21 protein-coding genes and 1 pseudogene are annotated in these 22,929 nt (G+C 65.1%); 4 read left to right on the top strand and 18 right to left on the bottom strand.

Going from position 1 to position 22,929, the window contains the following annotated elements:
* Nucleotides 1-34 precede the first annotated feature (34 nt).
* From asd to ACEW7X_RS05725, 6 genes are all read right to left on the bottom strand, one after another.
* Nucleotides 35-1,165 (bottom strand): aspartate-semialdehyde dehydrogenase, encoded by a 1,131-nt coding sequence (gene asd / locus ACEW7X_RS05750; RefSeq protein ID WP_127773531.1) that lies wholly within the window; start codon nt 1,163-1,165, stop codon nt 35-37.
* Between the two features lie 291 nt (nt 1,166-1,456).
* Complete coding sequence (gene leuB, locus ACEW7X_RS05745; protein WP_130486819.1) at nt 1,457-2,530, bottom strand: 3-isopropylmalate dehydrogenase; 1,074 nt, start codon at nt 2,528-2,530, stop codon at nt 1,457-1,459.
* Between the two features lie 124 nt (nt 2,531-2,654).
* Nucleotides 2,655-3,305 (bottom strand): 3-isopropylmalate dehydratase small subunit, encoded by a 651-nt coding sequence (leuD, locus tag ACEW7X_RS05740; protein WP_134838237.1) that lies wholly within the window; start codon nt 3,303-3,305, stop codon nt 2,655-2,657.
* A gap of 6 nt (nt 3,306-3,311) precedes the next feature.
* Nucleotides 3,312-4,715, bottom strand: a complete 1,404-nt coding sequence (gene leuC / locus ACEW7X_RS05735; protein WP_068368996.1) for a 3-isopropylmalate dehydratase large subunit — start codon at nt 4,713-4,715, stop codon at nt 3,312-3,314.
* Between the two features lie 214 nt (nt 4,716-4,929).
* Nucleotides 4,930-6,003, bottom strand: a complete 1,074-nt coding sequence (gene aroC / locus ACEW7X_RS05730) for a chorismate synthase (protein ID WP_068368999.1) — start codon at nt 6,001-6,003, stop codon at nt 4,930-4,932.
* 143 nt (nt 6,004-6,146) lie between these two features.
* Nucleotides 6,147-7,652, bottom strand: coding sequence for a protein adenylyltransferase SelO (locus ACEW7X_RS05725; RefSeq protein WP_068369001.1), 1,506 nt, complete (start codon nt 7,650-7,652; stop codon nt 6,147-6,149).
* A 17-nt stretch (nt 7,653-7,669) separates the two neighbouring features.
* Between ACEW7X_RS05725 and ACEW7X_RS05720 the strand changes: the two genes are divergently transcribed.
* Both ACEW7X_RS05720 and ACEW7X_RS05715 read left to right on the top strand, forming a co-directional pair.
* Entirely contained in the window at nt 7,670-9,043 is a 1,374-nt protein-coding gene (locus tag ACEW7X_RS05720; RefSeq protein WP_420177722.1) for a YihY family inner membrane protein, read from the top strand.
* On the top strand, nt 9,027-9,491 hold the full coding sequence (locus ACEW7X_RS05715; protein ID WP_068369007.1) for a CBS domain-containing protein: 465 nt from the start codon (nt 9,027-9,029) through the stop codon (nt 9,489-9,491). Before ACEW7X_RS05720 ends, ACEW7X_RS05715 begins: the two co-directional genes overlap by 17 nt.
* A gap of 101 nt (nt 9,492-9,592) precedes the next feature.
* On the opposite strand, the gene dusA is transcribed toward ACEW7X_RS05715, so the two are convergent.
* Nucleotides 9,593-10,567 carry a tRNA dihydrouridine(20/20a) synthase DusA gene (gene dusA / locus ACEW7X_RS05710; RefSeq protein ID WP_130486818.1) on the bottom strand — a complete coding sequence of 325 codons (975 nt, stop codon included), beginning with the start codon at nt 10,565-10,567 and terminating at the stop codon, nt 9,593-9,595.
* 81 nt (nt 10,568-10,648) lie between these two features.
* Entirely contained in the window at nt 10,649-10,936 is a 288-nt protein-coding gene (locus ACEW7X_RS05705) for a SlyX family protein (RefSeq protein ID WP_083969482.1), read from the bottom strand.
* A gap of 352 nt (nt 10,937-11,288) precedes the next feature.
* Between ACEW7X_RS05705 and ACEW7X_RS05700 the strand changes: the two genes are divergently transcribed.
* A complete protein-coding gene (locus tag ACEW7X_RS05700; protein ID WP_068369009.1) occupies nt 11,289-12,257 on the top strand; it encodes a homoserine kinase in 969 nt (322 codons plus the stop codon).
* Nucleotides 12,258-12,284: 27 nt separating this feature from the next.
* Nucleotides 12,285-13,088, top strand: a complete 804-nt coding sequence (locus tag ACEW7X_RS05695; RefSeq protein WP_068369012.1) for a BPSS1780 family membrane protein — start codon at nt 12,285-12,287, stop codon at nt 13,086-13,088.
* Between the two features lie 159 nt (nt 13,089-13,247).
* Here the strand turns inward: ACEW7X_RS05695 and ACEW7X_RS05690 are convergent.
* The 10 genes and pseudogenes from ACEW7X_RS05690 to ACEW7X_RS05645 all read right to left on the bottom strand — a co-directional run.
* Nucleotides 13,248-13,433, bottom strand: a pseudogene (locus ACEW7X_RS05690) (hypothetical protein); the annotation flags it as partial.
* A gap of 77 nt (nt 13,434-13,510) precedes the next feature.
* Nucleotides 13,511-14,437, bottom strand: a complete 927-nt coding sequence (locus ACEW7X_RS05685) for a type II secretion system F family protein (protein ID WP_068369015.1) — start codon at nt 14,435-14,437, stop codon at nt 13,511-13,513.
* Nucleotides 14,434-15,282, bottom strand: a complete 849-nt coding sequence (locus tag ACEW7X_RS05680) for a type II secretion system F family protein (protein ID WP_068369018.1) — start codon at nt 15,280-15,282, stop codon at nt 14,434-14,436. Before ACEW7X_RS05680 ends, ACEW7X_RS05685 begins: the two co-directional genes overlap by 4 nt.
* Entirely contained in the window at nt 15,279-17,177 is a 1,899-nt protein-coding gene (locus ACEW7X_RS05675) for an ATPase, T2SS/T4P/T4SS family (protein ID WP_193755164.1), read from the bottom strand. The genes ACEW7X_RS05680 and ACEW7X_RS05675 overlap by 4 nt, the downstream gene beginning before the upstream one ends.
* On the bottom strand, nt 17,161-18,531 hold the full coding sequence (locus ACEW7X_RS05670) for a type II and III secretion system protein family protein (RefSeq protein WP_238591322.1): 1,371 nt from the start codon (nt 18,529-18,531) through the stop codon (nt 17,161-17,163). The genes ACEW7X_RS05675 and ACEW7X_RS05670 overlap by 17 nt, the downstream gene beginning before the upstream one ends.
* Nucleotides 18,532-18,623: 92 nt before the next feature.
* A complete protein-coding gene (cpaB, locus tag ACEW7X_RS05665; protein WP_068369028.1) occupies nt 18,624-19,499 on the bottom strand; it encodes a Flp pilus assembly protein CpaB in 876 nt (291 codons plus the stop codon).
* Nucleotides 19,496-20,323, bottom strand: coding sequence for a hypothetical protein (locus ACEW7X_RS05660; protein ID WP_420177721.1), 828 nt, complete (start codon nt 20,321-20,323; stop codon nt 19,496-19,498). The genes cpaB and ACEW7X_RS05660 overlap by 4 nt, the downstream gene beginning before the upstream one ends.
* Nucleotides 20,324-20,364: 41 nt before the next feature.
* Nucleotides 20,365-21,042, bottom strand: a complete 678-nt coding sequence (locus ACEW7X_RS05655) for a hypothetical protein (RefSeq protein WP_420177720.1) — start codon at nt 21,040-21,042, stop codon at nt 20,365-20,367.
* Nucleotides 21,039-22,421 (bottom strand): hypothetical protein, encoded by a 1,383-nt coding sequence (locus tag ACEW7X_RS05650; RefSeq protein WP_420177719.1) that lies wholly within the window; start codon nt 22,419-22,421, stop codon nt 21,039-21,041. Before ACEW7X_RS05650 ends, ACEW7X_RS05655 begins: the two co-directional genes overlap by 4 nt.
* Nucleotides 22,418-22,684, bottom strand: a complete 267-nt coding sequence (locus ACEW7X_RS05645; protein WP_068369042.1) for a hypothetical protein — start codon at nt 22,682-22,684, stop codon at nt 22,418-22,420. Before ACEW7X_RS05645 ends, ACEW7X_RS05650 begins: the two co-directional genes overlap by 4 nt.
* Nucleotides 22,685-22,929: the final 245 nt, after the last annotated feature.

The raw sequence follows: 22,929 nt of genomic DNA, 5'->3' as shown, positions 1-22,929 counted from the left end.
GGCCCTTGCAGGCCTTCCCTGACTCCTGCTTCGATTACAGCTCGCCGATGGCGATGCGCAGCATGCGGCGCAGCGGCTCGGCGGCGCCCCACAACAACTGATCGCCCACGGTGAAGGCACCCAGGTAATCCTTGCCCATGGACAGCTTGCGCAGACGGCCCACCGGAATATCCAGCGTGCCCGTGACAGCAACCGGCGTCAGGCCGTGGACCGTGGATTCCTTGTCATTCGGGATGACCTTGGCCCAGTCCGTGCCTTGCGCAATGATGTCGGTGATTTCATCGAGCGGCACATCGCGCTTGAGCTTGATTGTCAGTGCCTGGCTGTGGCAGCGCATGGCGCCAATGCGCACGCAGAAGCCGTCAATGGGCGTCGGTTCGCCACCGAAGGCCGGGCCACGGCCCAGGATCTTGTTGGTTTCGGCCTCGGCCTTCCATTCTTCGCGGGAAACGCCATTACCCAGGTCGGAGTCGATCCAGGGAATCAGATTGCCGGCCAGCGGCACGCCGAAACGCTCGGTCGGCAGTTTGCCGCTGCGTTGCAGGTCGAGCACGCCACGGTCGATTTCCAGGATGGCGGAAGCCGGGTCGTCGAGCAGGGGGCGGACGGATTCATTGACCAGGCCGAACTGGGTCAGCAGTTCGCGCATGTGCTGCGCGCCGCCGCCGGAAGCCGCCTGATAGGTCATGCTGGTCATCCACTCGACCAGGTCGTGCTGGAACAGGCCGGACAGGCCCATCAGCATGCAGCTGACCGTGCAATTGCCGCCGATGAAATCACGCACGCCGCGATTCAGCGCCGCGTCGATGACATTGCGGTTCACCGGGTCCAGCACGATGATGGAATCATCATTCATGCGCAGCGAGCTGGCTGCGTCGATCCAGATGCCCTTCCAGCCAGAGGCACGCAACTTGCCGTGCACAGCCTTGGTGTAGTCGCCGCCCTGCGCCGTCACAATGATCGGCAGTTTCGCCAATGCATCAATATCGTAGGCATCCTGCAACGGACCCGCGCCAGTCGCCCAGGACGGCGCAGCTGCACCCACCTGGCTGGTCGTGAAGAACACGGGTTCAATCAGGGAAAAATCGTTTTCGTCGCGCATGCGCTGCATGAGGACGGATCCCACCATGCCGCGCCAGCCGACCAGACCGACGGCTTGAGTCATCTGTATTCGCTCTGTTTTATGTGTGAAGAACAAGCCATCCCGCCCTCTCCTGACGTTATGGCCCTTAGGTATAAGAATGTATCAGAATTGCCAGGGTTTACCTGGATTTTCCGCGAAATAATGCGCCATTTTCGAGGGTGACGTAAAGCGGACGCAACAATCTCCAGGTGCCGTCTGGCTCCCGCCTGCGAGCGCCAGGCAAACAAGGCAGGCCGCCGGTAAGGGCCGGCTGGCCTGCCTCGTCATGGAACCCGCACCACCGGGCCCGCCCAGGGGCCCGGTGACGGCGGCTTACAGTGCGGCCAGAACGGCGTCACCCATCTCGCTGGTGCCGACCTTGCGCGTGCCCTCTTCATAGATATCGGCGGTACGCAGGCCATCGGCCAGCACCTTGCGGACAGCAGCTTCGACGCGGTCTGCCTGTTCGCCAAGATCCAGCGAATAGCGCAACAGCATGGCAGCCGACAGAATGGTGGCCAGCGGATTGGCCAGATTCTGGCCAGCGATGTCGGGTGCCGAACCATGGCTGGGTTCGTACAGGCCCTGGCGCTTTTCGTTCAGCGAGGCCGAAGGCAGCATGCCGATGGAACCGGTCAGCATGGCGGCTTCGTCGGACAGGATATCGCCGAACAGGTTGCCGGTCACGATCACGTCGAACTGGCGCGGTGCACGCACCAGCTGCATCGCGGCGTTGTCCACATACATGTGGCTCAGTTCCACATCCGGATAATCACGCGCCACGTCGATCACGATGTCGCGCCAGAACTGCGAGGTTTCCAGCACGTTGGCCTTGTCCACGCTGCACAGCTTGCGATTGCGCTTCTGTGCCGACTGGAAGCCCAGGTGGGCAATGCGGCGCACTTCGCTTTCGGCATAGCGCATAGTATCGAAACCTTCACGCTGGCCCTGGAACGCGCCATCTTCGGCCGTACGCACGCCACGCGGCGTACCGAAATAGATGTCGCCGGTCAGTTCGCGCAGGATCAGGATATCCAGCCCGGACACCACTTCCGGCTTGAGCGTCGATGCCGCAGCCAGCTCCGGGTAGAGGATAGCCGGACGCAGGTTGGCGAACAGGCCCAGGGCCTTGCGCAGGCCCAGAATGGCTTGTTCCGGACGCAGTTCACGTGCCAGTTTGTCGTACTTCCAATCCCCCACGGCGCCAAACAGGATGGCATCCGATTCCTGCGCCAGCGACAGCGTGCCAGGAGGCAGCGGATGGCCGTGCAAGTCATAGGCAGCGCCACCGACCGGTGCTTGCGCGATTTCGAGCGGCAGATTCAACGCCTGCAGGACGCGAACCGCCTGGGCGACGATTTCGGGGCCGATGCCATCACCGGGGAGCACTGCGATTTTGTGAGCCATGAGAGATCGTTTTGCGAGAAGTTAATGGAAAATTATATGCATTCAACTATGGTAAGAGCCGCCCCCGTTGCGATCCGGTCCGGCTGCCAGCGCCTGGCAGCACCGGCAACCGGACCGGCCAGACTCAGCGCAACTGGCGACTTTCGAGCCAGGGATGACGCGCCAGGCGTTCTGCTTCGAACTGGCGGATCATGTCGGACTTCTGCAGGGTCAGGCCGATGTCGTCCAGCCCGTTGAGCAACCGATGCTTGCGGAACTCGTCGATATCGAACGGCAACTCGCCGCCTTCGGGCTTGACGACCACCTGGCGCGCCAGATCCACCGTCAACTTGTGGCCCGGGAAGGCCTTCACTTCATCAAACAGGCGGGCCACATCGAGTTCCGACAGGATGATGGGCAGCAGGCCGTTCTTGAAGCTGTTGTTGAAGAAGATATCAGCGAACGACGGCGCAATGATGGCACGGAAACCATACTGGCTCAGCGCCCAGGGCGCGTGTTCGCGACTGGAGCCACAGCCGAAGTTCTTGCGCGCCAACAGGATGGAGGCCCCGGCGTAGCGCGGCTGGTTCAGCACGAAATCCGGGTTCAGCGGACGCTTGCTGTTATCCATGCCCGGTTCGCCGTGGTCCAGGTAGCGCAGTTCGTCGAACAGGTTGGGGCCAAAGCCGGTACGCTTGATCGACTTCAGGAACTGCTTGGGGATGATCAGGTCGGTATCGACGTTTTCCCGGTCCAGGGGGGCAACGAGGCCTTCGTGTACGGTGAATGCTTGCATGTTGGTTTACCTGAAATTCCTGACATCGACAAAATGGCCGGCAATGGCTGCGGCGGCGGCCATGGCGGGACTGACCAGATGGGTACGTCCACCCATGCCCTGGCGGCCCTCGAAATTACGGTTCGACGTGGATGCGCAACGCTCGCCCGGCTCCAGCCGGTCGGCATTCATGGCCAGGCACATCGAGCAGCCCGGTTCACGCCATTCGAAACCCGCGTCGATAAAGATGCGGTCCAGGCCTTCGCGCTCGGCCTGCAGCTTCACCAATCCGGAACCCGGCACGACCATGGCCTGCTTCACATTGCGGGCCACACGCTTGCCACGCGCCACTTCCGCAGCGGCACGCAAGTCCTCGATACGCGAATTGGTGCAGGAACCGATAAATACACGGTCGATGCGGATATCCACCAGCGGCGTGTTCGGCGTCAGGCCCATATACTCCAGCGCCCGCTCCATGCCACTGCGGCGCACGTCATCGCGCTCACGGTCAGGATCCGGCACGCGGCTGTCCACCGGCAACACCATTTCCGGAGAGGTGCCCCAGCTGACCTGCGGCTTGATTTCGCGCGCGTCGACTTCCACGACACGATCGAAATGCGCGCCGGGGTCGGAATGCAGTGTGCGCCAGTAGGCCACGGCCTGATCCCACAGCACGCCACTGGGCGCGAAGGGACGGCCACGGAAATAGTCGACAGTCTTGTCATCGACAGCCACCAGACCCGAACGCGCACCGGCCTCGATGGCCATGTTGCAGATGGTCATGCGGCCTTCGACCGACAGTTCGCGAATCGTGCTGCCGGCGAATTCGATGGCGTGGCCCGTGCCGCCCGCCGTACCGATAATGCCGATCACATGCAGAACGACGTCCTTGGCAGTGCAGCCGAAAGGCAGCTTGCCCTCGACCTTGACGAGCATGTTGCGGCTCTTTTTCATGGTCAGGGTCTGGGTCGCCAACGCATGCTCGACCTCGGAAGTGCCAATACCGAAAGCCAGGGCCGCTACGGCGCCGTGCGTGCTGGTGTGGGAATCCCCGCACACCACGGTCATGCCGGGCAAGGTTGCCCCCTGCTCCGGGCCGACCACGTGGACAATGCCCTGCCGCACGTCGCTCATGGGAAATTCGGTAATGCCATAGGTCGCACAGTTGCTGTCCAGGGTATCGACCTGCAATTTGGAGATCGGATCCTCGATGCCAGCGCTGCGGTTCTTGGTCGGCACATTATGGTCGGCCACAGCCAGGTTGGCACTGACGCGCCACGGCTTGCGGCCAGCCAGCGCCAGGCCTTCGAAGGCCTGCGGGCTGGTGACTTCGTGCAGCAATTGCCGGTCGATATAGATCAGACAGGAGCCGTCGGATTCCTGGTGCACCAGATGGTCGCGCCAGAGCTTGTCATAAAGGGTCAATGCCATGTTTTCACTCGCTTCGTGGAGGACGGCTGCCGCGGATCGCGCCGGCGGCCATCCGGTGAGGCCATGAAATCATTATGCCAAGCATGGAAAGCAGAACGGCCCCCAGCATGACACAGAGTGTCATGCTGGGGGCCGTTCGTCGCAGGAAAATTCTACTGCGAAAACAAATGCCTGGGCGTACAGGCGGCTGCCGGCCACCTGTATCCGAAGGGCCTCAGCCCCGGACCGGTTCGCCTGCCTGGCCGCGCTGGCGCAGCGCATGATCCGCCAGCACCAGCGCCAGCAGAGCCTCGGCTATCGGCGTAGCGCGTATGCCCACGCATGGGTCATGGCGCCCCAGGGTCTGCACTTCCACGGGTTCGCCCGCCCGGTTGACCGACTGGCGCATCACCCGGATGCTGGACGTGGGCTTGATGGCCAGAGACACCGTCACGGACTGCCCTGAGGAAATACCGCCCAGGATGCCGCCCGCATGATTACTCAGGAAGCCGTCCGGCGTGATTTCATCGCCATGTTCGGAACCGCGCTGGGCAATGGATTCAAAGCCTGCGCCGATGGCAACACCCTTGACGGCGTTCAGGCCCATCATGGCGTGGGCGATGTCCGCGTCCAGGCGGTCATAGATGGGTTCCCCCCAGCCCGCCGGCACGCCTTCAGCCACGACCTCGATGCGCGCGCCGATGGAGTCGCCATCACGCCGCAACTGATCCATATAGGCTTCCAGTTCCGCCACGATGCCGGCATTCGGCGCGTAGAAGGGGTTGTTGCCGACCTCATCCCACGACTCGAAGGGAATCCGGATAGGGCCGAGCTGGCTCATGTAACCGCGAACGCGCACGCCATGACTGGCTTCCAGCCATTTGCGGGCAATGGCGCCAGCCGCCACGGTGGGCGCGGTCAGGCGGGCCGACGAACGACCGCCGCCGCGCGGATCGCGCACGCCGTATTTTTTCCAGTAGGCATAATCCGCATGGCCGGGCCGGAAGGTATCCAGGATGTTGCCGTAATCCTTGCTGCGCGCGTCGGTGTTGCGTATCAACAACCCGATGGGCGTGCCTGTGGTGACGCCCTCATAGACACCTGACAGGATCTCGACCTGATCTGCTTCCTGGCGCTGCGTGACATGCCGCGACGTGCCTGGGCGCCGGCGGTCCAGCTGGAACTGGATATCCTCGACCGACAGGGGCAGCCCCGGTGGGCAGCCGTCGACCACACAGCCGATGGCCGGGCCGTGGGACTCGCCGAAGTTTGTCACGCAAAACAGTTTTCCTAGGGTGTTACCGGACATAAGCAGGACTCTAAGGACGCAAGGCGCCGATGCAAGACGGACGCCAAAGAAGACAAAGGCCGGACAGGGTTGAGTCCGGCAGGCAGGAGAACGCCGCAGCCCCGCCTGGCGGCAGTGCGCGCAACGCCCGCATTATGACATTTTCAGGACGAACAACTGATGACCAGCCCGGCGGACCAATCTGGCGCCTGCCGTGCATAGTGCTCGAAGCCTGGCCGGGATTCCCACGGATTGCGCAGGCATTCCAGCAGGTTTTCAATCTCGCTGGCATCGCCTTGCTCGGCCGCGCGTATGGCCAATTCGGCCAGGTGATTGCGCAATACATAGAGAGGATTGGCGCGATTCATGCCCGCCGCCACGGCCTCCGGCGGCAGCCCATCCTGCGCCAGCCGCGCCTGGTAGGTTTGCAGCCACTGCGCCGCCCCGGCGCGATCGGCAAACTGATCGAGGAACGCCCCGGTATCCCCCGCCGCCACACCAGCCAGCGCCCGGAAGGTCAGGGTGAAATCCGCCCCTGAAGTGTGCATCTGACGCCACAGGCCATCCATCAGGGTATCGTCTTCTTCGTCGCGCCATTGCGCCAGCCCCAGCTTGCGGCGCTGGCGTTCGCGCCAATGCGTCATGAATGCCGCCTCGAAGCCACGCACGGCATCCCGCAGCATTTCCACGTCCGGCACCAGCGGCTGCAAGGCCTCGGCCAGCCGAAACAGATTCCAATGCGCCACGGCGGGCTGCGCATTCCAGGCGTAGCGCCCTTCGTGGTCGGAATGATTGCAGATATGGTTGGCCTTGAAGCCGTCCATGAAGGCATAGGGGCCGTAGTCCATCGTCAGGCCCAGGATGGACATGTTGTCGGTATTCATGACGCCATGGCAGAAGCCGACGGCCAGCCAATCGGCCATCAGCGCGGCAGTACGGTCGGTTACTGCCGCCAGCCAGCGGGCGATGACAACATCGCCAGTACCGCCTGCGGCGCGGCACTCCGGGTAGAAACGGTCGATGATGTCGTCGCACAGGCGCTGCAGGAGGCCAGCACGGCGTTGCGCATACCAATGCTCGAATGAACCGAAGCGCACGAAGCTGGGCGCGAGCCGGGTGACGATCGCCGCCGTTTCCATGGTTTCGCGGCGCACCGGGTCATCCGAGGCCACCAATGCAAGCGAACGCGTGGTCGGGATGCCCAGGCCATGCATGGCTTCCGCGGCCAGGTATTCGCGCACCGATGAACGCAATACCGCACGCCCGTCACCCATGCGCGAATACGGGGTGCGCCCCGACCCTTTCAGCTGGACTTCCCAGCTACCCTGCGGGCCCTGCACTTCCGCAATCAGGTGCGCACGCCCGTCGCCCAACTGCCCTGCCCAGACCCCGAACTGGTGGCCGCTATAAACTGCGGCGACACTCTCCCCGCCCGGAAACGGCGCAGCGCCGGACAAGACCTGCAAGGCAGCATCAGTGCGCAACGCCTCCGGCGTCAACCCGAGCAAGGCGCAGCCTTCCGGATTCACATGCAGCATTCTGGCGGTCTGCAAGGGCATGGGCCGCACCCGGGAATAGAAATCCTCGGGCAAGGCGGCGTAGCTGTTGCGCACCGTCAAATGTTCAAGGGATGCGGCAGTGCCCGCCTGGGGCTTGAGTTGAGCATTCATGCTGCTATTATCTTCGAATGAGCGCCACTGACCAACCTATCGTCAGCCCCCAGTCCCCCAGCCCCGGCCCATTGGGCAGGGTCGGACGCGTGCTGAGTTTTGCCGTTGACCGCATTGCCGGCGAGCGACTGACACAGGTCGCGTCCAGCCTGACATTCACCACAGTGCTCGCCATCGTGCCGCTGCTGGCTGTGGTGCTGTCGCTGTTCACCGCCTTCCCCCTTTTTTCCGATTTCAGGCAGGCGCTGGAAGACTACCTGGCCAGCAACCTGATGCCCGCCGAAGTGTCGGCCGACATCATGGAGTACCTCAACCAGTTCGCGCAGCAGGCCTCACGGTTGACGGCCATCGGCAGTATGGCCCTGATCGTCACCTCGGTCATGCTCATCATGACCATAGATTCCGCGCTCAATGACATCTGGCACGTGTCGCGCCAGCGCCCCCTGCACCAGCGCATCCTGGTCTACTGGGCCGTGATCAGCCTGGGGCCGCTGGTCATGGGGGCCAGCCTCTGGGCCACGTCGATCCTGGCACGCACCTCCATGGGGCTGGCTGGCGACCTCTCGCCACTGGTCAACATCGGGCTTTCCGTGTTGCCCGTCCTGCTGACCGGCCTGGCCTTCACCGCCCTGTTCGTGGTCGTGCCAAATCGCACCGTCAGCTGGCGCGACGCCGCCATCGGCGGCTTTGCGACCGCCATCGTGCTGGAAACAATGAAGGCGGGCTTTGCCTATTACATCAGCCAGTTCCCCAGCTATACCGTCATTTATGGCGCTTTCGCCGCCGTCCCCGTCTTCCTGCTGTGGATTTATCTATCCTGGCTGACGGTCGTGGCCGGCGCAGTGCTGACGGCATCACTGCCCGGCATCCGCCTGTATGGCCTGACCACCGACACCCGGCCTGCCGGCGCAGCCTACCTCGATACCATTACTGTATTGCAGGCGCTATATGCAGACTGGAGCCAGCAAGGCCAGGGCATCAGCCAGCGGGAATCCTGCGCCACGCTCGCCATGCAACCCGAAGACCTGGATATTGCCCTGGCGGCGCTGCAGGATCTCGGCCTGGCAGCCCCCGCCCGCATACGCGGAAAGGAACGCTGGGTACTGAGCAGCGACCCGCGCCGCACCACCATCGGCCCGCTGATCGACCGCCTGCTGCTGACCCGCACGACCGCACTTGCCCAGCAAGACGGCGCCCAGCTGATACAGGCCACCGCGAACGCACTGGGCCAATACGGGCCTGAAGCCACCCTGGACGAACTGTTGTCCGGCGACCTCGCAGACACGCTTGCCGCGGGCCTGAGGCATGACCAGGATGCCCCCCCGATCTCCGCTTTCCTATCCCGTCCCTCGATAAACAGCGAGGAGTCCCATCATGCTAAAAGTCAGTGAAATCCTGCGTGTCAAAGGCGACACGCTCTACACCGCAACCCCGGACACGCCTGTGGCGCAGGCCATCACCACCATGAGCGAACACGATATCGGTTCGCTGGTCATCATGGAGCATGGCACCCTGGCCGGGATGCTGACCTTCCGTGAAATCATCCGGCTCTTGAACGAGCGGGCGGGCGATGTCGGCGATACGACCATCCGCTCCATCATGGACGACGCCCCCATCAGCGTATCGCCCAACACCAGCGCCGACGAAGTCCAGCGACTCATGCTGGAAAACCGCACGCGTTATGTCCCCGTAATGGATGGCCCTACGCTGCAGGGCGTGATCTCTTTCTTCGACATGGCCCAGGCCGTCGTTTCGGCACAGCAATTCGAAAACAAGATGCTCAAGGCCTATATCCGCGCCTGGCCCAACGAAGACCCAGCACCGGCAGACGAGCAATAAGCGCCTGCCTTGCCTGAAAACGCCTGCCCGGCCCTGCCGGCCAGGCGTTTTTCATTGGCTGCCGAGGAAAACCCGGCGCCCCCCCTGAACGCCCCAGTGGCTCAGGCCACCTGTTCCCAGGCGCGCAACAGCAGCCCGGGGTCTTCCTGCCCCAGCAGCCGATGGTCGGAGAGCATCTGACGCCAGCGCCGCGCCCCCTTGCGGCCATTGCCCCAGCCCAGCAGCGGCCGGACCAGAATGCGCATGGGCACCCCCTGGGCGACCATGCGTTCCGTGTAGGCGGCATAGCGCTGCAATACATCGGTATCGTCCAGACTGGCGTCGCCGGGCCAGAAACGCTGCGACAACTCACGCAACACTTCCGGCTGGTGCCAGGCTGCGCGCCCGAGCATCACGCCGTCGAGCCCCTGCCCTTCAGCCTCGGCCTGCTCGGCAGTCGCCAGCCCGCCATTGAGCACGATGACGCAATCAGGGAAATCCTGTTTCAGTTGCCGCGCGAATGCATAACGCAGCGGCGGAATCTGGCGATTTTCCTTGGGTGACAGGCCTTTCAGGACGGCATTGCGCGCATGCACGACGAACACCCGGCAGCCGGCTTCGTACTGGACGCCGACAAAATCCCGGACAAAGCCATAGCTCTGCTCGTCGTCCAGGCCCAGGCGATGCTTTATCGTCACAGGCACCTGCACGACTTCACGCATGGCCTGAATGCAATCGGCCACCAGCCGGGGCTCCGCCATCAGGCAGGCGCCAAAAGCGCCCTGCTGCACCCGTTCCGAAGGACAACCGCAGTTCAGGTTGATTTCGTCATAGCCAGCCTGCTCGCCCAGTCTGGCGGCCCGCGCCAGCGCATCCGGTTCGCTGCCCCCCAGCTGCAAGGCCACGGGATGCTCGGCCGCATCATATTCCAGGTGTCTCCCGGCATCGCCATGCAGCAGCGCGCCGGTGGTGATCATCTCGGTATAAAGCAGCGCACGCGGAGCCAGCAAGCGGTGGAAAAAACGGCAGTGGCGATCCGTCACATCTATCATCGGCGCCACGCACAGGCGCCAGGATTCCGGGGAGACCCAGGACATACGGAACATTCTCTTGAAGACGGGAAAAGACCGCCATTGTAGGGCCGCGTGCCCGGACGCGGCTGGCAGCCGGCAGAGCAATCAGTAATGCGGCGGCAGTTCGTCGCGCAGGCTGCGGAATGTCGTGCTGTCCGCAGGAATCTGGTCGCGCAGGTCGGCCAGCTGGCGCTGCACGGCTTCCAACTGGCGTTGCATGCGGAACACCTCCTGGTTGAGCTGCTCCAGCATGTCGTCGGCCAGCGTCGAACGGATTTCAAGCTCCTGGATACGCGCCAGCGCCTGGGCCAGGCGGTCGCCGCCGGTTTCGGACGCATCCGGAAGAGCGCCTGTTTGCGAGGACGGCAGATCTGCGTGTGATGGTGAGGTCATGAAAATTCCTTGCCCAGGGAAAAGCTTCCCGGAAATACCCGCCCGCGGGAAGGGCCGAACCAGCCTGCCGGCAGCGGCCTGGCCTGCATGGCCGCTGCTCATGCGGAACGGGAACGGCATGGCAACGCGCGAGCCAGGCGAGTATTAGACCTGAAAACGCAGGCGTCCCGCCAGTACCGCGCCCGGCTTGCGGCAAAGACGCGTCCAGCGGACCCGCCGTATGCACTAAAATGTCCAGTTACGCCTGCTCCCGCCGCTGCACTGGCCGCCCTTTCGGCTGCCAGAACATGCTGTCCTGAGGGAGTTCCCTGACCATTTTCTTTCGGCATCCGTGCCGCGCCGCATTCACGCTATGGCCGTTTTTACTCCTGTCTCCGACCAACAAGCGCGCGAATTGCTCGAACGCTACGACCTGGGCGAACTGGTATCCATGCGCGGCATTACCGCCGGCATAGAGAATTCCAACTTTTTCCTGAGCACGACCCGCGGCGAATTCGTCCTGACGCTGTTCGAAGTCCTCACGCTGGAACAACTGCCGTTCTATATCGAACTGATGCACCACCTGGCGCAGCGCGGCATCCCCGTGCCGGAGCCGCAGACGCTGAAGACCGGCGAGCGGCTCTGTTCGTTCAATGGCAAGCCCTGCGCCATCGTGAGCCGTCTGCCCGGCGGCTATGAACCTGCCCCCAGCGCCGCCCACGGCGCCCTGATCGGCAAGACGCTGGCTCGCGCCCACCTGGCTGCGCAGGATTTCGCCCTGCATCAGCCCAATCTGCGCGGGCTGCCCTGGTGGCGCCAGACCGCTCCCACCGTGCGCCCGTTCCTGGACACCCGGCAGGCTGAACTACTGGACCGCACGCTGGCCGAGCAGGAAGCGTTGGCTGCTGGCGCCGCCTACGCCAGTCTGCCGTCCGGCCCGGCGCACTGCGACCTGTTCCGTGACAATGTCCTGTTCGCCGGCACCTATGAGGTCCCCATCATGGGGGGCATCATCGACTTCTATTTCGCCGGTTGCGACACCTGGCTGTTCGACGTTGCCGTTTCCGTCAACGATTGGTGCATAGACAGGACCAGCGGCCAACTGGACCCGGCGCTGGCCAGCGCCTGGCTGCAAGCCTACGCCAGCGAACGGCCTTTCACGGCAGCAGAGCGCGACATCTGGCCCGCCATGCTGCGCGGCGCAGCCTTGCGTTTCTGGCTCTCGCGCCTCTACGACTTCTTCCTGCCGCGCCCGGCACAGACCCTCAAGCCGCACGACCCGACGCACTTCGAGCGCGTTCTGCTGCAACGCCAGGGTGATGCCCTGGTCCCCCTGCCCTGACGCCAACGCATAAAGGACCCAAGCAACATGCAAGCCTCCACGCTGCCTGCCTCCGCGGGCTGGTATTGGATCAGTCAGGGGTACCGGCTATTCCGACGCCAACCCCTGCCACTCTTCACATGGATGATGTTCATCACCATGCTGGGCATGCTGGCGATGAACCTGGCGCCCATAGGCCCCCTGCTGGCCCAGTTCTTCGTGCCCTTCATCACCGTCATGACGCTCAGCGGCTGCCGGGCGCTCGCCAGCGGCCAGCCCGCCCACCCTGCCGCCTGGGTGCAGCCATTGCGCGAGCCCGGCGTGCCCGCCCGCCTGCTGGTGGTGGGCGGCCTGCAATTCGGCCTGATCCTGCTGGCCGCCATGCTGGCGTTCATGCCGTTCTCCGACACGCTGACCATGGAGCTGGAACGCGCCATGCAGGAAGAAAACATCGCCCCCTTCCTGGATGCCATGCGCATGCCTGCCATCATTTTCGGCGTGCTGTATGCGGGCGTTTCGGCATTGTTCTGGTTCACGCCCCTGCTGGTCGCCTGGCACCAGTTACCAGTCACGCGAGCCATTTTCTTCTCCCTGGTCGCTTGCTGGCGCAATAAATGGGCGTTCCTGCTCTATGCCGCCACCTGGGGCATCATGCTCTATGCAGTGCATTTCATCGCCAACATGCTGGCGTTTGCCATGCCCGGCCTCAGTTCCGTGGTGGCTGCGCTGGCCATGGCGGTCAATCTGTTCGCTGCCGCCGTCTGGTCCTGCAGCGCCTATGTGAACTACGCCACGGTATTCGGTGCTGCCAGCCGTGCACAGGCCAATATGGCCGACGGCCCGGGCGCCTGATGCCACCCTCGGCGCCTGAACCAGCGGTTCAGGCGCCCACCACCGGCGCAGCTCGCGCCGGACCACCTGCCGCAACTCGCGCCAGCCACCTGGCCAGGACTGCCCCGCGCGCAACTCCAGCACCGCCACCGCAGACGGATGCCAGGCGCAACGCCACGGCCGCATCGTCCGCACACGCCTGACGCAACGTCCGCGGACATCAAAAAAATACACATCCAGCGCTCGTCGCATGAAGCAGCTGTGCACCGCGCGACAGGGCAGCAACAACAGGGCGGCAGTGCCGGCTTGCGAATCACGCCAGAACCAGCCGCGCAAGCGCTGCCACCAGGTTGCTGCCACTATCATCCGTGCAGGCCTGCCGCCGGCGCTGAAGGCGTCGGCAGCTACCTGGCCGGCACCTGTGCAAGCATCCACCTTGTGTGTCATCCTATGGCCCCGGGCTGCAAATAATGCATGATGGGATAGGCCAGGACCAAGAAAGTGCAGGGAAAGATGCAAGTCATCAAGGGCAACAGCATCTTCACCGGCGCTTCCATGGCCTGTTTTTCCGCCCTTTGGAATCGTTCATCCTGCATTTGCCTGGCCTGCGCCCTCAACAAGGGGCCCAGCGCCATGCCCAGGCCATCCGCCTGCGCCAGCACGGCAGCAAAGCGCCGCAACGCCGGCAAGCCGGTACGGCGTGCCAGCAACCGGATCGCATCCACTCTAGAACGGCCCTGGGATATCTCTGCCAGGGCCAGCAGGAACTCCTGGTGCAAGGCGCCACGCGGGGCATGCCTGGCAATCTGCTGCATGGCGCCATTGAAGTGCTGGCCGCCAGCCAGGCACAGGGCCAGCATTTCCAGTACCAGGGGCAGATCGGCGGACATCTGCCGCCGCCGCTCACGCGCCCTGGCAACCAGCCTGAGGCAGGGCCAGTGCCAGGCTGCCAGCGCCCCCGCCGCCACGCCCAGCCAGTACCAGGCGGACGCCGCAGCGGCCTCTTGCAAAAGCATGGCAGCGATACCCGCCAGCATCGCCAGCGCTGTCAGCAGGCATTGCGCCGTCCTCAGTACCAGCGGGTCCAGCACTGACGCCAGACCTGCGCTTTGCAGCAATGCCTCAAGGCGAGGCCGGCTATGCCACCCCAGAACCGGCCGCGCACACCACGACATGCGGCGCAGCCCGGGTAAGGTCAGGCGCCATACCCATGGCAAGCCGCCCCCAGCGCTTGCCAGCCGCCTCCCCGACGCCTCGCCGCCCAGGCGCTTGCCCCGTCCCTGCCGGATGGCAATGCCCACGGCAAGCGCGGTACACGCCATGCAGAGCAGCATCCAGGCAACGCCACCTTCCGGCAAGGCCGGGTTCATGGCGCAATGCTCACGATACGCCGGATGAACCAGCCTCCGACCGCCAGCAGCACGGTCAGTACACCCAGCGTTGCCCAGCCGACAGGTGTATGCCAGAGACCGTGCATGGCCTCTGGTTCCAGCCATTGCAGCACGGCCAGCAGAAACACCGGCAAGGCACCCATGATCCACGCCTGCAGGACGCCCTGCGCCGTCATGGCCCGCAAACGGCGCTGAATGCGCAAACGCTCGGACAGCGTTTCAGCCAAGCCCTGCAGGGCGTCGGCCAGATTCCCGCCAGACTGCGCGGCAATGCCCAGGACCGCTACCAGCAATGCCAGCTCCTGTGTCTGGACACGGCGATACAGGTTGCCCAGGGCCTGCTCGAAATTCACACCCATGCGCTGCTCCCGCAGCAGCAGGCCAAACTCCTGCCTTGCCGGCGCCTCGGCTTCAACCACGACAGCACGCAAGGCCCCATGCAGGCTGGCGCCACCACGCATGGCCCATGCCAGCGCCAGCAATATTTCCGGCAACTGCGCATCCAGCTGGCGCCCGCGCCGCTGCCACCCCCAACGGGCCAGTCCGCGCGGCAGGAGCATCAGAATGCCAGCCAGGGTAAAACACAGCAGCCAGGAACCGCTCCAGGCATACCCCGCCAGGCCAGCGCCCAAGGCGGCCAGCAAGGCCGGCAACCAGAACCGCGACAAGTCCATGGACAGAAAGAAGGCATCCATCCGATAGCGCGCTCCCGCAGCAAAGGCATCGCGATAACGCTGCAGCCAGCCGGCCATCCCCTGCGCCAGCGCCCAGGCCAGGCCCGCCGCCGCCAGCGCAGCCGCCAGAACGACCCAGCCCGGATTCATGGCGTGGCCCTCCGGCCCGGCCCATCATCCGCCCAGGAAGATGCCGGCAACAGCATGCCTGGCGGTGTCGGCGCCAGGCCGACTGTATTGTCGTGCCAGCCGTTCTCTGCCGTCGTGTCGTAGCCCGGCCCCGGGAAGGATGTGGGATCGAAATCAATGCCCTGCTTGCGCCAGCTTTCAAAAAACGTGGGAACGGACGCACCGCGACGATGGCTGCCTGAACGGCGATCAAAACTGAACAGCGGCAAAGTCTGCAGGCACTGGCTTTCGATGCCGCACAGTTCGGTGACTTCGGCAATGACACGGCGGCCATCCGGCAAACGCACGAGTTGCACCAGCAAATCCACGCTGGCGGCAATTTGCTCGCGCACGGCCGCCAGTGGCAGCGCCATGCCCGCCATCAGCACCATGGTTTCCAGCCGAGCCAGGGCATCACGCGGGGAATTGGCGTGCAGGGTGGTCAGCGACCCCTCGTGCCCGGTGTTCATGGCCGCCAGCATGTCCAGGGCTTCGGCCCCGCGGCACTCACCCACGACAATGCGGTCCGGTCGCATGCGCAAGGCATTGCGCACCAGTTCACGAATGCTGATGGCGCCCTTGCCTTCCTGGTTCGGCGGGCGGGCTTCCAGTACCACCTTATGCGCATGTTGCAGGCGCAATTCGGCAGCGTCCTCAATGGTAATCACGCGCTCATGCGGCGCAATGCAATGCGACAAGGCATTGAGCAAGGTGGTCTTGCCCGACCCGGTGCCGCCGGCAACAATGATATTGCAGCGCAAGCGCACGCATTGCGCCAGAAACGACGACATGCCCTGATCCAGCGCTCCCAGGCTGACCAGTTCGTCCAGCCCCGGACGGCGCCGGGGAAAGCGCCGTATCGTCAGGCTGGGGCCCTGCACCGCAATCGGCCGGATGACCGCATGCACCCGGGAGCCATCCGGCAGGCGCGCATCAGCCAGCGGCATGTTCTCATCCAGCCGTCGCCCCACGGGCGCCACCATGCGTTCCATCACCGCCAGCAGCGCCGCTTCGCTGCTGAACACGGCATCGTGGCGCTGCAAGCATCCCTGGCGTTCGACATAGATTTCCTCATGTCCATTGACCATGATCTCGGTAATACTGTCTTCTGCCATCAGGGGCTGCAAGGGGCCATAGCCCAGCGCCTCGTCCAGCACCCGCTCCAGCAATGCCCGCTGCCCCGCAGCATCTGCAGGAAGACGTCCGCCTTCGGGCACGCCATGCGGCCCCTCCTCTACGTCCAGCCGGCCATGCTGCGACAACCACGCGGACAGAACCTCGTGCGCCTGGCTGCGCAGCGCGGCATCGTTCATGTCTTCGACATTGCGGCGGCGCAGATCCAGTTCCTGCAGCAGCACGCCATGCAAGCGGCGCACCAGGCCGCTATCCACTGCCGGCTGGCGTTGCGACAGCGGCATTGCCAGGGGAATAGCCTCGGCTGCGGCAGGACCAGCAGCATCGCCTGCAGTGGTCAGCCCCTGAGCCGGCTGGCCTGCCGGGAAAGCCGGCATGCCAAGCTGCGCCGCCGCACCACTTCCGCCATCACCCTGCCCATCCACTTGCGGCGCAATGCGTCGCACCTGCAGGCGGCAGGCGCCGATGACAACCAGGTCTTCCGGCATCAAAGGGCCATAACGGGCAATCCTTCGCTGGTTAACCCAGGTCCCGTGCCAGGAACCCAGATCCTCCAGCAAGAGATCGCCCGCATGGGCGCTCAGCCTGGCGTGCATGCGCGCCACTCGCCAGGAGCGCAGACGCAGATCGCACTGCTCGCCGCGGCCGATCAGGACAGGCAGGGCCAGCACCCGGCGTTCGACCGGACCGTCATCCTGGATGATCTCGATTTCCACCATGCGCATCTCACTCATCGAAGTCATAGACATTGCCCGGTGCAGTGACTGCGGCTTCCTGCTGCCATTGCGAACCGTCACCGGCATAGGGGTCCCAGCGCCGCCCCTCCGGCACACCAGGCATGACCGGCATGTTGATCGCCGGGCCATCTGGAAATACCACATCTACGGCCTGCCGTGCCGCATAGACACGCCGCTGTAGGCCGGGGTCGTCCTGGGACACCACCACCGGCGTCACCAGAATCGCCAATTCGGTTTCACGCTGCTGGAAACGCCGGGAACCAAACAGGGCACCGATAATGGGCAAGCTGCCCAACCCCGGCAACGCATCCTTGTCGCGTAGTTGCTCCCGCGAAATGAAGCCGCCCAGCACCAGCGTCTGCCCGGACCGCACGTTGAATTCAGTCGCGGCGCGCCGGGTTTTCATGGCCGGACCGCCATTAGCCGACACACTGGCATCGACGGCACTGACCTCCACCTCTATCCGGGAACGGACCGCGCCATTGCGCTCCACCCTGGGCGTGATCGCCAGCGATACGCCATAGGGCTTGAATATCGTGGTGGAATTGCCGTTGGCATCCACCGTTACGTACGGCACCTCCCCGCCAGCCAGGAACGTGGCCGTGGCGCCACTGCGCGCCAGCAATTGCGGCTGGGCAAGCATGACGGCCTCGCCTTGCTGCGCCAGTGCGTGTATGCGGGACGCCAGCATGGCATTCAAGCCGAAATAGGATTGCGCCGAACGCACCGGCAAGGGCAGGTCCAGCGGCAATTCGCTGCCTGGACGGGCAGCCAGCGCCCGGCCGCTGGCCAGGTCCCATGCCACACCACCCACGAAACCGCCCTGCGTACTGCCATCCCAGCGTATGCCATACTCCAGCAACTCCGAACGCGGCACTTCTATGACCTGGACATCCAGCAAAACCATGCGGTCCCAGCCCACCTGGCCAGTAAAATCCAGCAGCGCCGGATATCGCTGTACCAGCGCGCCGATACGCTCCTGATCAGCATCCGACAGGTCCTCGCCTTCGATCAACAGACGTCCGCCCACCCTACTGCTGCGCGCGTTCGGGATACGCGCCAGCAAGGCAGCCACTTCCTGCTCCATGCGCTGCGCCCCCGCCGCCCCAACCTCGATCCGGTAGGCCTGGCGCTCGCCAGCACGCGTCCAGACATGCAAGGTGGTCATACCCTGGCGGCGGGCGAATATCAGGACTTCGCGACCATCGGCGGCAACCGCCTGCACAATGGCGCCGTCACCGACTGCAACGCGGCCCAGGTCAGGAACGTCCAATACATGCGTCTGGCCGGCCTCCAGGCTCAGCGTCCCATCTTCTGACGCGCCGCCGGCTGCCCCGGCGGCCAGGTGCAGGAGCAACAAGCCCGTACCTGCCCGCCGGGCCATCCTTCCCCTGCGCCCCCGCCCTGGCTCCGGCCTCGCCAAAGGCCTGCGATTGGCGCCGATGCAATGGATCACTCCTGTTCTCCCGGTTCCAGGCCGTCGAGCGGCGGTACATGCAAGGTGCGGTGATTGCCATAAAGCACGGCAGGCTCCGCTGGCGCGGGTGCCGCGGCGATCCCCAGCAACTGATCCAGGGAAACGCTGCGGCGCAGCTGGCCAGCACCGCTGTCCCCGCTGGCTCTCAGGATGGCCACCATATCGCCTTCCTGCCTTGCCGCCAGCAGCAGCAAGGCATCATCCTGGGATACGTCCAGTGTCACGGTACGGTAAGCACGCGCCGCGCCGCTGCCGGCCAGCCCGTCTCCGTCCATTTCCGCACCGGTAGCCAGCACCACGACATCCTGCAGCAAGGACGTCGTGGATCGACGCCCCTGCCGGGGCAGTGCCACGAAGAGGTCGATGCGGTCCCCGGGCTGCAACAAGCCCGATTGCGTGCTGGCCTGGGTGACTGTAATGGTCAAGGCTCGCCGGCCCGGCGCCAGCCGCTCTGACAGGCGTACCGGAGATGGCTCCGCCAGATGCATTTCCGTCAACGCCTCGCCCGCCTGCAGGCCCCAACGCAAGGTTTTTCCCGTCACCCGCGCCACATCTCCCGGCACCAACCCATGGCTGGCCATCCACTCCACCGGCATCTGTCGCAGTGCCAGATGGGCCGGATGCAGCGTCACGCCGGCATCCAGCCGCTGGCCCGCGACCAGACGCTCCACCATAACGCTGCGGCCTGCCAGACGCAGCCGTTCTGTCTGCTGGTCCAGGTAACGCTGCGCCGCCCAGGCCGCACACCCTGCTGCCAGAAACGCCAGCATCCAGGACCATGCCGGACGCAAACGCAGCAGCCGGTCCCGGACGCGCGGGCTTCCTGCCAGCCAACTCCCGATGCGGCTCATGGCGCGGTCTCCTCATCCAGACGCCAGGCCACCGTCGCATCTCCGGCAGGCAGGAGACGCAACACCAGGCGCCGCCTGTCCCTGGTCCAGATGCCGGCCTGTCGCTGGCCCAGGCTGCCGGCCTCCGGCTCTGTCGCGGCCGCCTGCCAGCCGGCGCTCCTCAATCCGTCCACCCATGCCTGCCAGATTTCACCCGGCAAGCCATCGTGCAGATACAGGCGTTGGCGCACCCGGATTTCGGCCACCTGGTCGGAGATATCAAGCAGCACCCGGGCCGTGTCCTGCGCCTGGCGAGGCCCGAGCTCTTCCTGCGCCTGGCGGGTGGCGGCACCTGAGGCAGCATCAGCCGTGCGCAGCGCAGCCACGATATCAACCGTTGCCTGGCCTGCTGCCCCGCCGCACCCGTCCAGCATCAGGCTCGACAAGCTGCCGATACTGCCACCGCCGGGCTGGGCCGCCAGGGTCAGTACCTGATGCCTGCCTGTGTCATACCAATGCATGCGCAAGGTCTCGGGCTCCAGCAGCAAACCTGGCCGCGTATTCAGGACGCCTGCCAGCTGACGCGCCAGTTGTTGCGGTGCCGCAGCACTGGTAAACAACACGGCATCCAGCGGGCATCCCTGCCAGCGAGCACCGCGTAATACATGCTGCGAGTGCACGCCCGGCGGCCAGGGAAAAGCCGCCAGCCATCGCGCAGCGCTTGTGTTCGAGACCGGGCCATCTTGCCCAGCGACGGTCAGCCCGCCGCCGGACACCAGCCCCCCAGACAGCGCCGCGTGCGCAGATGCCGGCCATCCGGCTGCCGCATGACCAGTCAGGGCCATGCACAGGCACACCACTACGCGACCCCCATGTCGGCGCCGGATCATTGCGGCCTCCGGCCGACCCCGGCTGGCTCGGGAACTGCGCCAGCCCAATGCTGCAGCCAGGCAGCGGGGTCATGAGCCGGCCGCCAGGGCGCATCCACCCTGTGCATGACATGATCCAGCGCCTGGGCGCGGGCCAGGGAAACATGTGCCGCGGCACGCCACGCACTGGCAGCCGCCGCAATATCCTGCTGTACGGCGGCATCACCGGCACCACTGCCCGCACCAGACAGCAGCGTCAATGCGCCAGGCAAGGCTGGCAGCTGCCGCACATCCGCAATATTCAACCAATGCGGCAGAGGCGGCGCCGGTAGTTGGGCATACACCGATGCGATCCCGGCTTGCACACCGAATTCCTGCCGCAAGGCGGCTGCCTCGGCTGCCGCACCGCCGACCTGGGGCAAACCTGCTGCGCTGCCCACCGGCCCTGCCTGTGGTTCGTGCACCGACAGCGCCATCTCCTGCGGCCGCAACAAGTTCTGCGCTGCCATCCCTGCCGCCAGTTGAAAAACCATCCGGCGTGCCTCCGTTCCCGCCCTGAACGCGCGCTGTTGCGCCAGCCCCAGCCACTGCCCGGCCAACCACAGCAGGATGAGGCAACTCGCCAACAGCAGGCATTCGAACAAGGCCTGCCCGGCCTGCAGCCAGCGGCCATGGGTTGCCAGCGAGGTTTTCATCGCTGTCCCCCTGCCCTGCTGGTATGCACCGGTACTGGCGTCAGCCGTGCCTGCCAGTAAGGCAAATAGAGGTTGGCCGCTTCCAGTGGCCGGCCCGACCTGGCGTGAGGCCTAACGTATTCAACTGCAGCGGCACTATCCGCACGCAACCAGCCGTCGACGGGCAATGCGCCGAAACGCCAGGCGCCCGTCATGGCAACGCGACTGGCGCCACCGGTGGTCAGCAAAGCCCCTGCGGGTACCGCCAGGCCGATGGAAAAAGCCGGGTTTGCAACACCGATGGAGATATCCGCGACCAGGCCGCGCCCGCGCAAGGCCAGAGGTTCCGCTACGGCATAGGACGTTGCCAGAGGATTGCCTGCGCTGCCAGTCAGGGGCCAGTCGGTGTGGGTCTGCAGCCAGCGCCAGAAAGCGGCATCGCCGAAGCTGGCGGGAGCGCCGTCCACATGAGCCTCGCCGGGCCGCCTGTCCGCCGGCGCCGCCCAGGCCCACCCCATGGGATAAGGCCGGAAATAGCAGCCCACCCAGCGATTGCTGCGCAAGGCCTTGAAGGACAAGGTATCCAGCGCCTGCCAATGGCCGGCGGCATCCAGTGCCGTTTCCCCCCTGCGCCGCAGTTCATGGCGCAGATGCGGACAACGAGGCGACACCAGGTATTGATTGCGCGCCGTCCCGTTGCGTGGTGCCAGGAACGGGGTCGCGGCGGCCTGGTGCGCCAGCCAGTCATAGCTGCCGCGCCCGGCACCGGCGGCGCTCAGGCGGATGCCATCGGCCAGGGTGTCGTCATACAGCACCAACCGGCTGCCGGCGGCGGCAGACCGGCCGGCCAGGCCGGAAAAATCACCCTCCAGATTGCGCGCCAGTACCCAGGCCATGGCATCCTGGCGCGTCTGCACGAGATCGGCCAGCGTGGCCTGGCGCACCTGCTCCAGCACGTCATGGATCAGGCTGTCATGGCGGGCATAAGCCTGCGCCCAGCCGGCCCCTTGCCGCTGCCCGGCCAAGGCTGAAGCAGCGCGGTAGGCCGCACCATGGCGAGCGCCGAACAGACTGGTGATCAGGTGGGCAGGCGGATTTCCCCGCCCCTGCTGCGTGGCCTGTCGGCTGCCGAAATCGGCCCAGGCTGCCAGGGTGGCGACATGCGCCATGGCCATCTGGTGGGCGAGCTGCGTCCGGCTGATCCAGGCCAGCAGATTCAGGCTGCGGGCCTGGGACAAGGCCCCGCTGTAGGCGACGGCATCAGCGACATGAGACAGCCGTGCCCTGGCGCCGGCAACTTGCCTCAAGCCGTAGCCATGCACCCAGGCCAATGCCAGGGCTGCCAGCAGCAGGACGCCCAGCGGCAAAGCCTGGCCTCTTGCGCGAACGACCGGCTTCATGGCTGTCCCGCCTGTCCGGCGTTGCCGGTAAACGACTTGAGCGTGCGTGCGGCCGCCTGGGCGGCTGCCCCATCGGCAGCCTGCTGCGCAGCCGCGGATTCGGCGGAACCATCCTCGCCAGCCAATTCTCTGGCCATGGCAGCGGTCTGGGCACGGATAACCTGTCCGAACAGCTGATACACGGCAATGGCAGCCACCGCCACCAGGGCGACGATAATCACATATTCGGTCATGGCCTGGCCGGCCTGCCTGACTTTGGACATTTCATCCTCCTGTGTTCGACAGAAGGATTCTGTTCCGGCAGCCGTGCGCGGCCTAGGCGGACTTACCGGCCGGCGGTTTGTACCCATTGCGGGCGCAGGAGCCCGCACCGGTTGAATGCCCCGGCCTTAAACCGCCCCCCAGCCCACAGCGCCAGGCAGCAAGCCCGCGCCAAGGCACTCAGACGCAGCAGCGCCTGCCGCCGGCCCCGCACAGCAGCGCAGGCAGGCGACAGGTCTGGGGAAAC

Source organism: Kerstersia gyiorum, from assembly GCF_048595715.1.
In the GTDB taxonomy this organism is placed as follows: Bacteria; Pseudomonadota; Gammaproteobacteria; order Burkholderiales; family Burkholderiaceae_B; genus Kerstersia; species Kerstersia gyiorum.
The sequence above is the reverse complement of the archived record's forward strand: the minus strand, read 5'-3'. Positions and strand labels throughout refer to the sequence as shown.

What these genes read in the sequence shown, in the direction of transcription:
- asd (WP_127773531.1), bottom strand. Translation starts at nt 1,165, where the DNA reads ATGACTCAAGCCGTCGGTCTGGTCGGCTGGCGCGGCATGGTGGGATCC.
- leuB (WP_130486819.1), bottom strand. Translation starts at nt 2,530, where the DNA reads ATGGCTCACAAAATCGCAGTGCTCCCCGGTGATGGCATCGGCCCCGAA.
- leuD (WP_134838237.1), bottom strand. Translation starts at nt 3,305, where the DNA reads ATGCAAGCATTCACCGTACACGAAGGCCTCGTTGCCCCCCTGGACCGG.
- leuC (WP_068368996.1), bottom strand. Translation starts at nt 4,715, where the DNA reads ATGGCATTGACCCTTTATGACAAGCTCTGGCGCGACCATCTGGTGCAC.
- aroC (WP_068368999.1), bottom strand. Translation starts at nt 6,003, where the DNA reads ATGTCCGGTAACACCCTAGGAAAACTGTTTTGCGTGACAAACTTCGGC.
- ACEW7X_RS05725 (WP_068369001.1), bottom strand. Translation starts at nt 7,652, where the DNA reads ATGAATGCTCAACTCAAGCCCCAGGCGGGCACTGCCGCATCCCTTGAA.
- ACEW7X_RS05720 (WP_420177722.1), top strand. Translation starts at nt 7,670, where the DNA reads ATGAGCGCCACTGACCAACCTATCGTCAGCCCCCAGTCCCCCAGCCCC.
- ACEW7X_RS05715 (WP_068369007.1), top strand. Translation starts at nt 9,027, where the DNA reads ATGCTAAAAGTCAGTGAAATCCTGCGTGTCAAAGGCGACACGCTCTAC.
- dusA (WP_130486818.1), bottom strand. Translation starts at nt 10,567, where the DNA reads ATGTCCTGGGTCTCCCCGGAATCCTGGCGCCTGTGCGTGGCGCCGATG.
- ACEW7X_RS05705 (WP_083969482.1), bottom strand. Translation starts at nt 10,936, where the DNA reads ATGACCTCACCATCACACGCAGATCTGCCGTCCTCGCAAACAGGCGCT.
- ACEW7X_RS05700 (WP_068369009.1), top strand. Translation starts at nt 11,289, where the DNA reads ATGGCCGTTTTTACTCCTGTCTCCGACCAACAAGCGCGCGAATTGCTC.
- ACEW7X_RS05695 (WP_068369012.1), top strand. Translation starts at nt 12,285, where the DNA reads ATGCAAGCCTCCACGCTGCCTGCCTCCGCGGGCTGGTATTGGATCAGT.
- ACEW7X_RS05685 (WP_068369015.1), bottom strand. Translation starts at nt 14,437, where the DNA reads ATGAACCCGGCCTTGCCGGAAGGTGGCGTTGCCTGGATGCTGCTCTGC.
- ACEW7X_RS05680 (WP_068369018.1), bottom strand. Translation starts at nt 15,282, where the DNA reads ATGAATCCGGGCTGGGTCGTTCTGGCGGCTGCGCTGGCGGCGGCGGGC.
- ACEW7X_RS05675 (WP_193755164.1), bottom strand. Translation starts at nt 17,177, where the DNA reads ATGACTTCGATGAGTGAGATGCGCATGGTGGAAATCGAGATCATCCAG.
- cpaB (WP_068369028.1), bottom strand. Translation starts at nt 19,499, where the DNA reads ATGAGCCGCATCGGGAGTTGGCTGGCAGGAAGCCCGCGCGTCCGGGAC.
- ACEW7X_RS05660 (WP_420177721.1), bottom strand. Translation starts at nt 20,323, where the DNA reads ATGGCCCTGACTGGTCATGCGGCAGCCGGATGGCCGGCATCTGCGCAC.
- ACEW7X_RS05655 (WP_420177720.1), bottom strand. Translation starts at nt 21,042, where the DNA reads ATGAAAACCTCGCTGGCAACCCATGGCCGCTGGCTGCAGGCCGGGCAG.
- ACEW7X_RS05650 (WP_420177719.1), bottom strand. Translation starts at nt 22,421, where the DNA reads ATGAAGCCGGTCGTTCGCGCAAGAGGCCAGGCTTTGCCGCTGGGCGTC.
- ACEW7X_RS05645 (WP_068369042.1), bottom strand. Translation starts at nt 22,684, where the DNA reads ATGTCCAAAGTCAGGCAGGCCGGCCAGGCCATGACCGAATATGTGATT.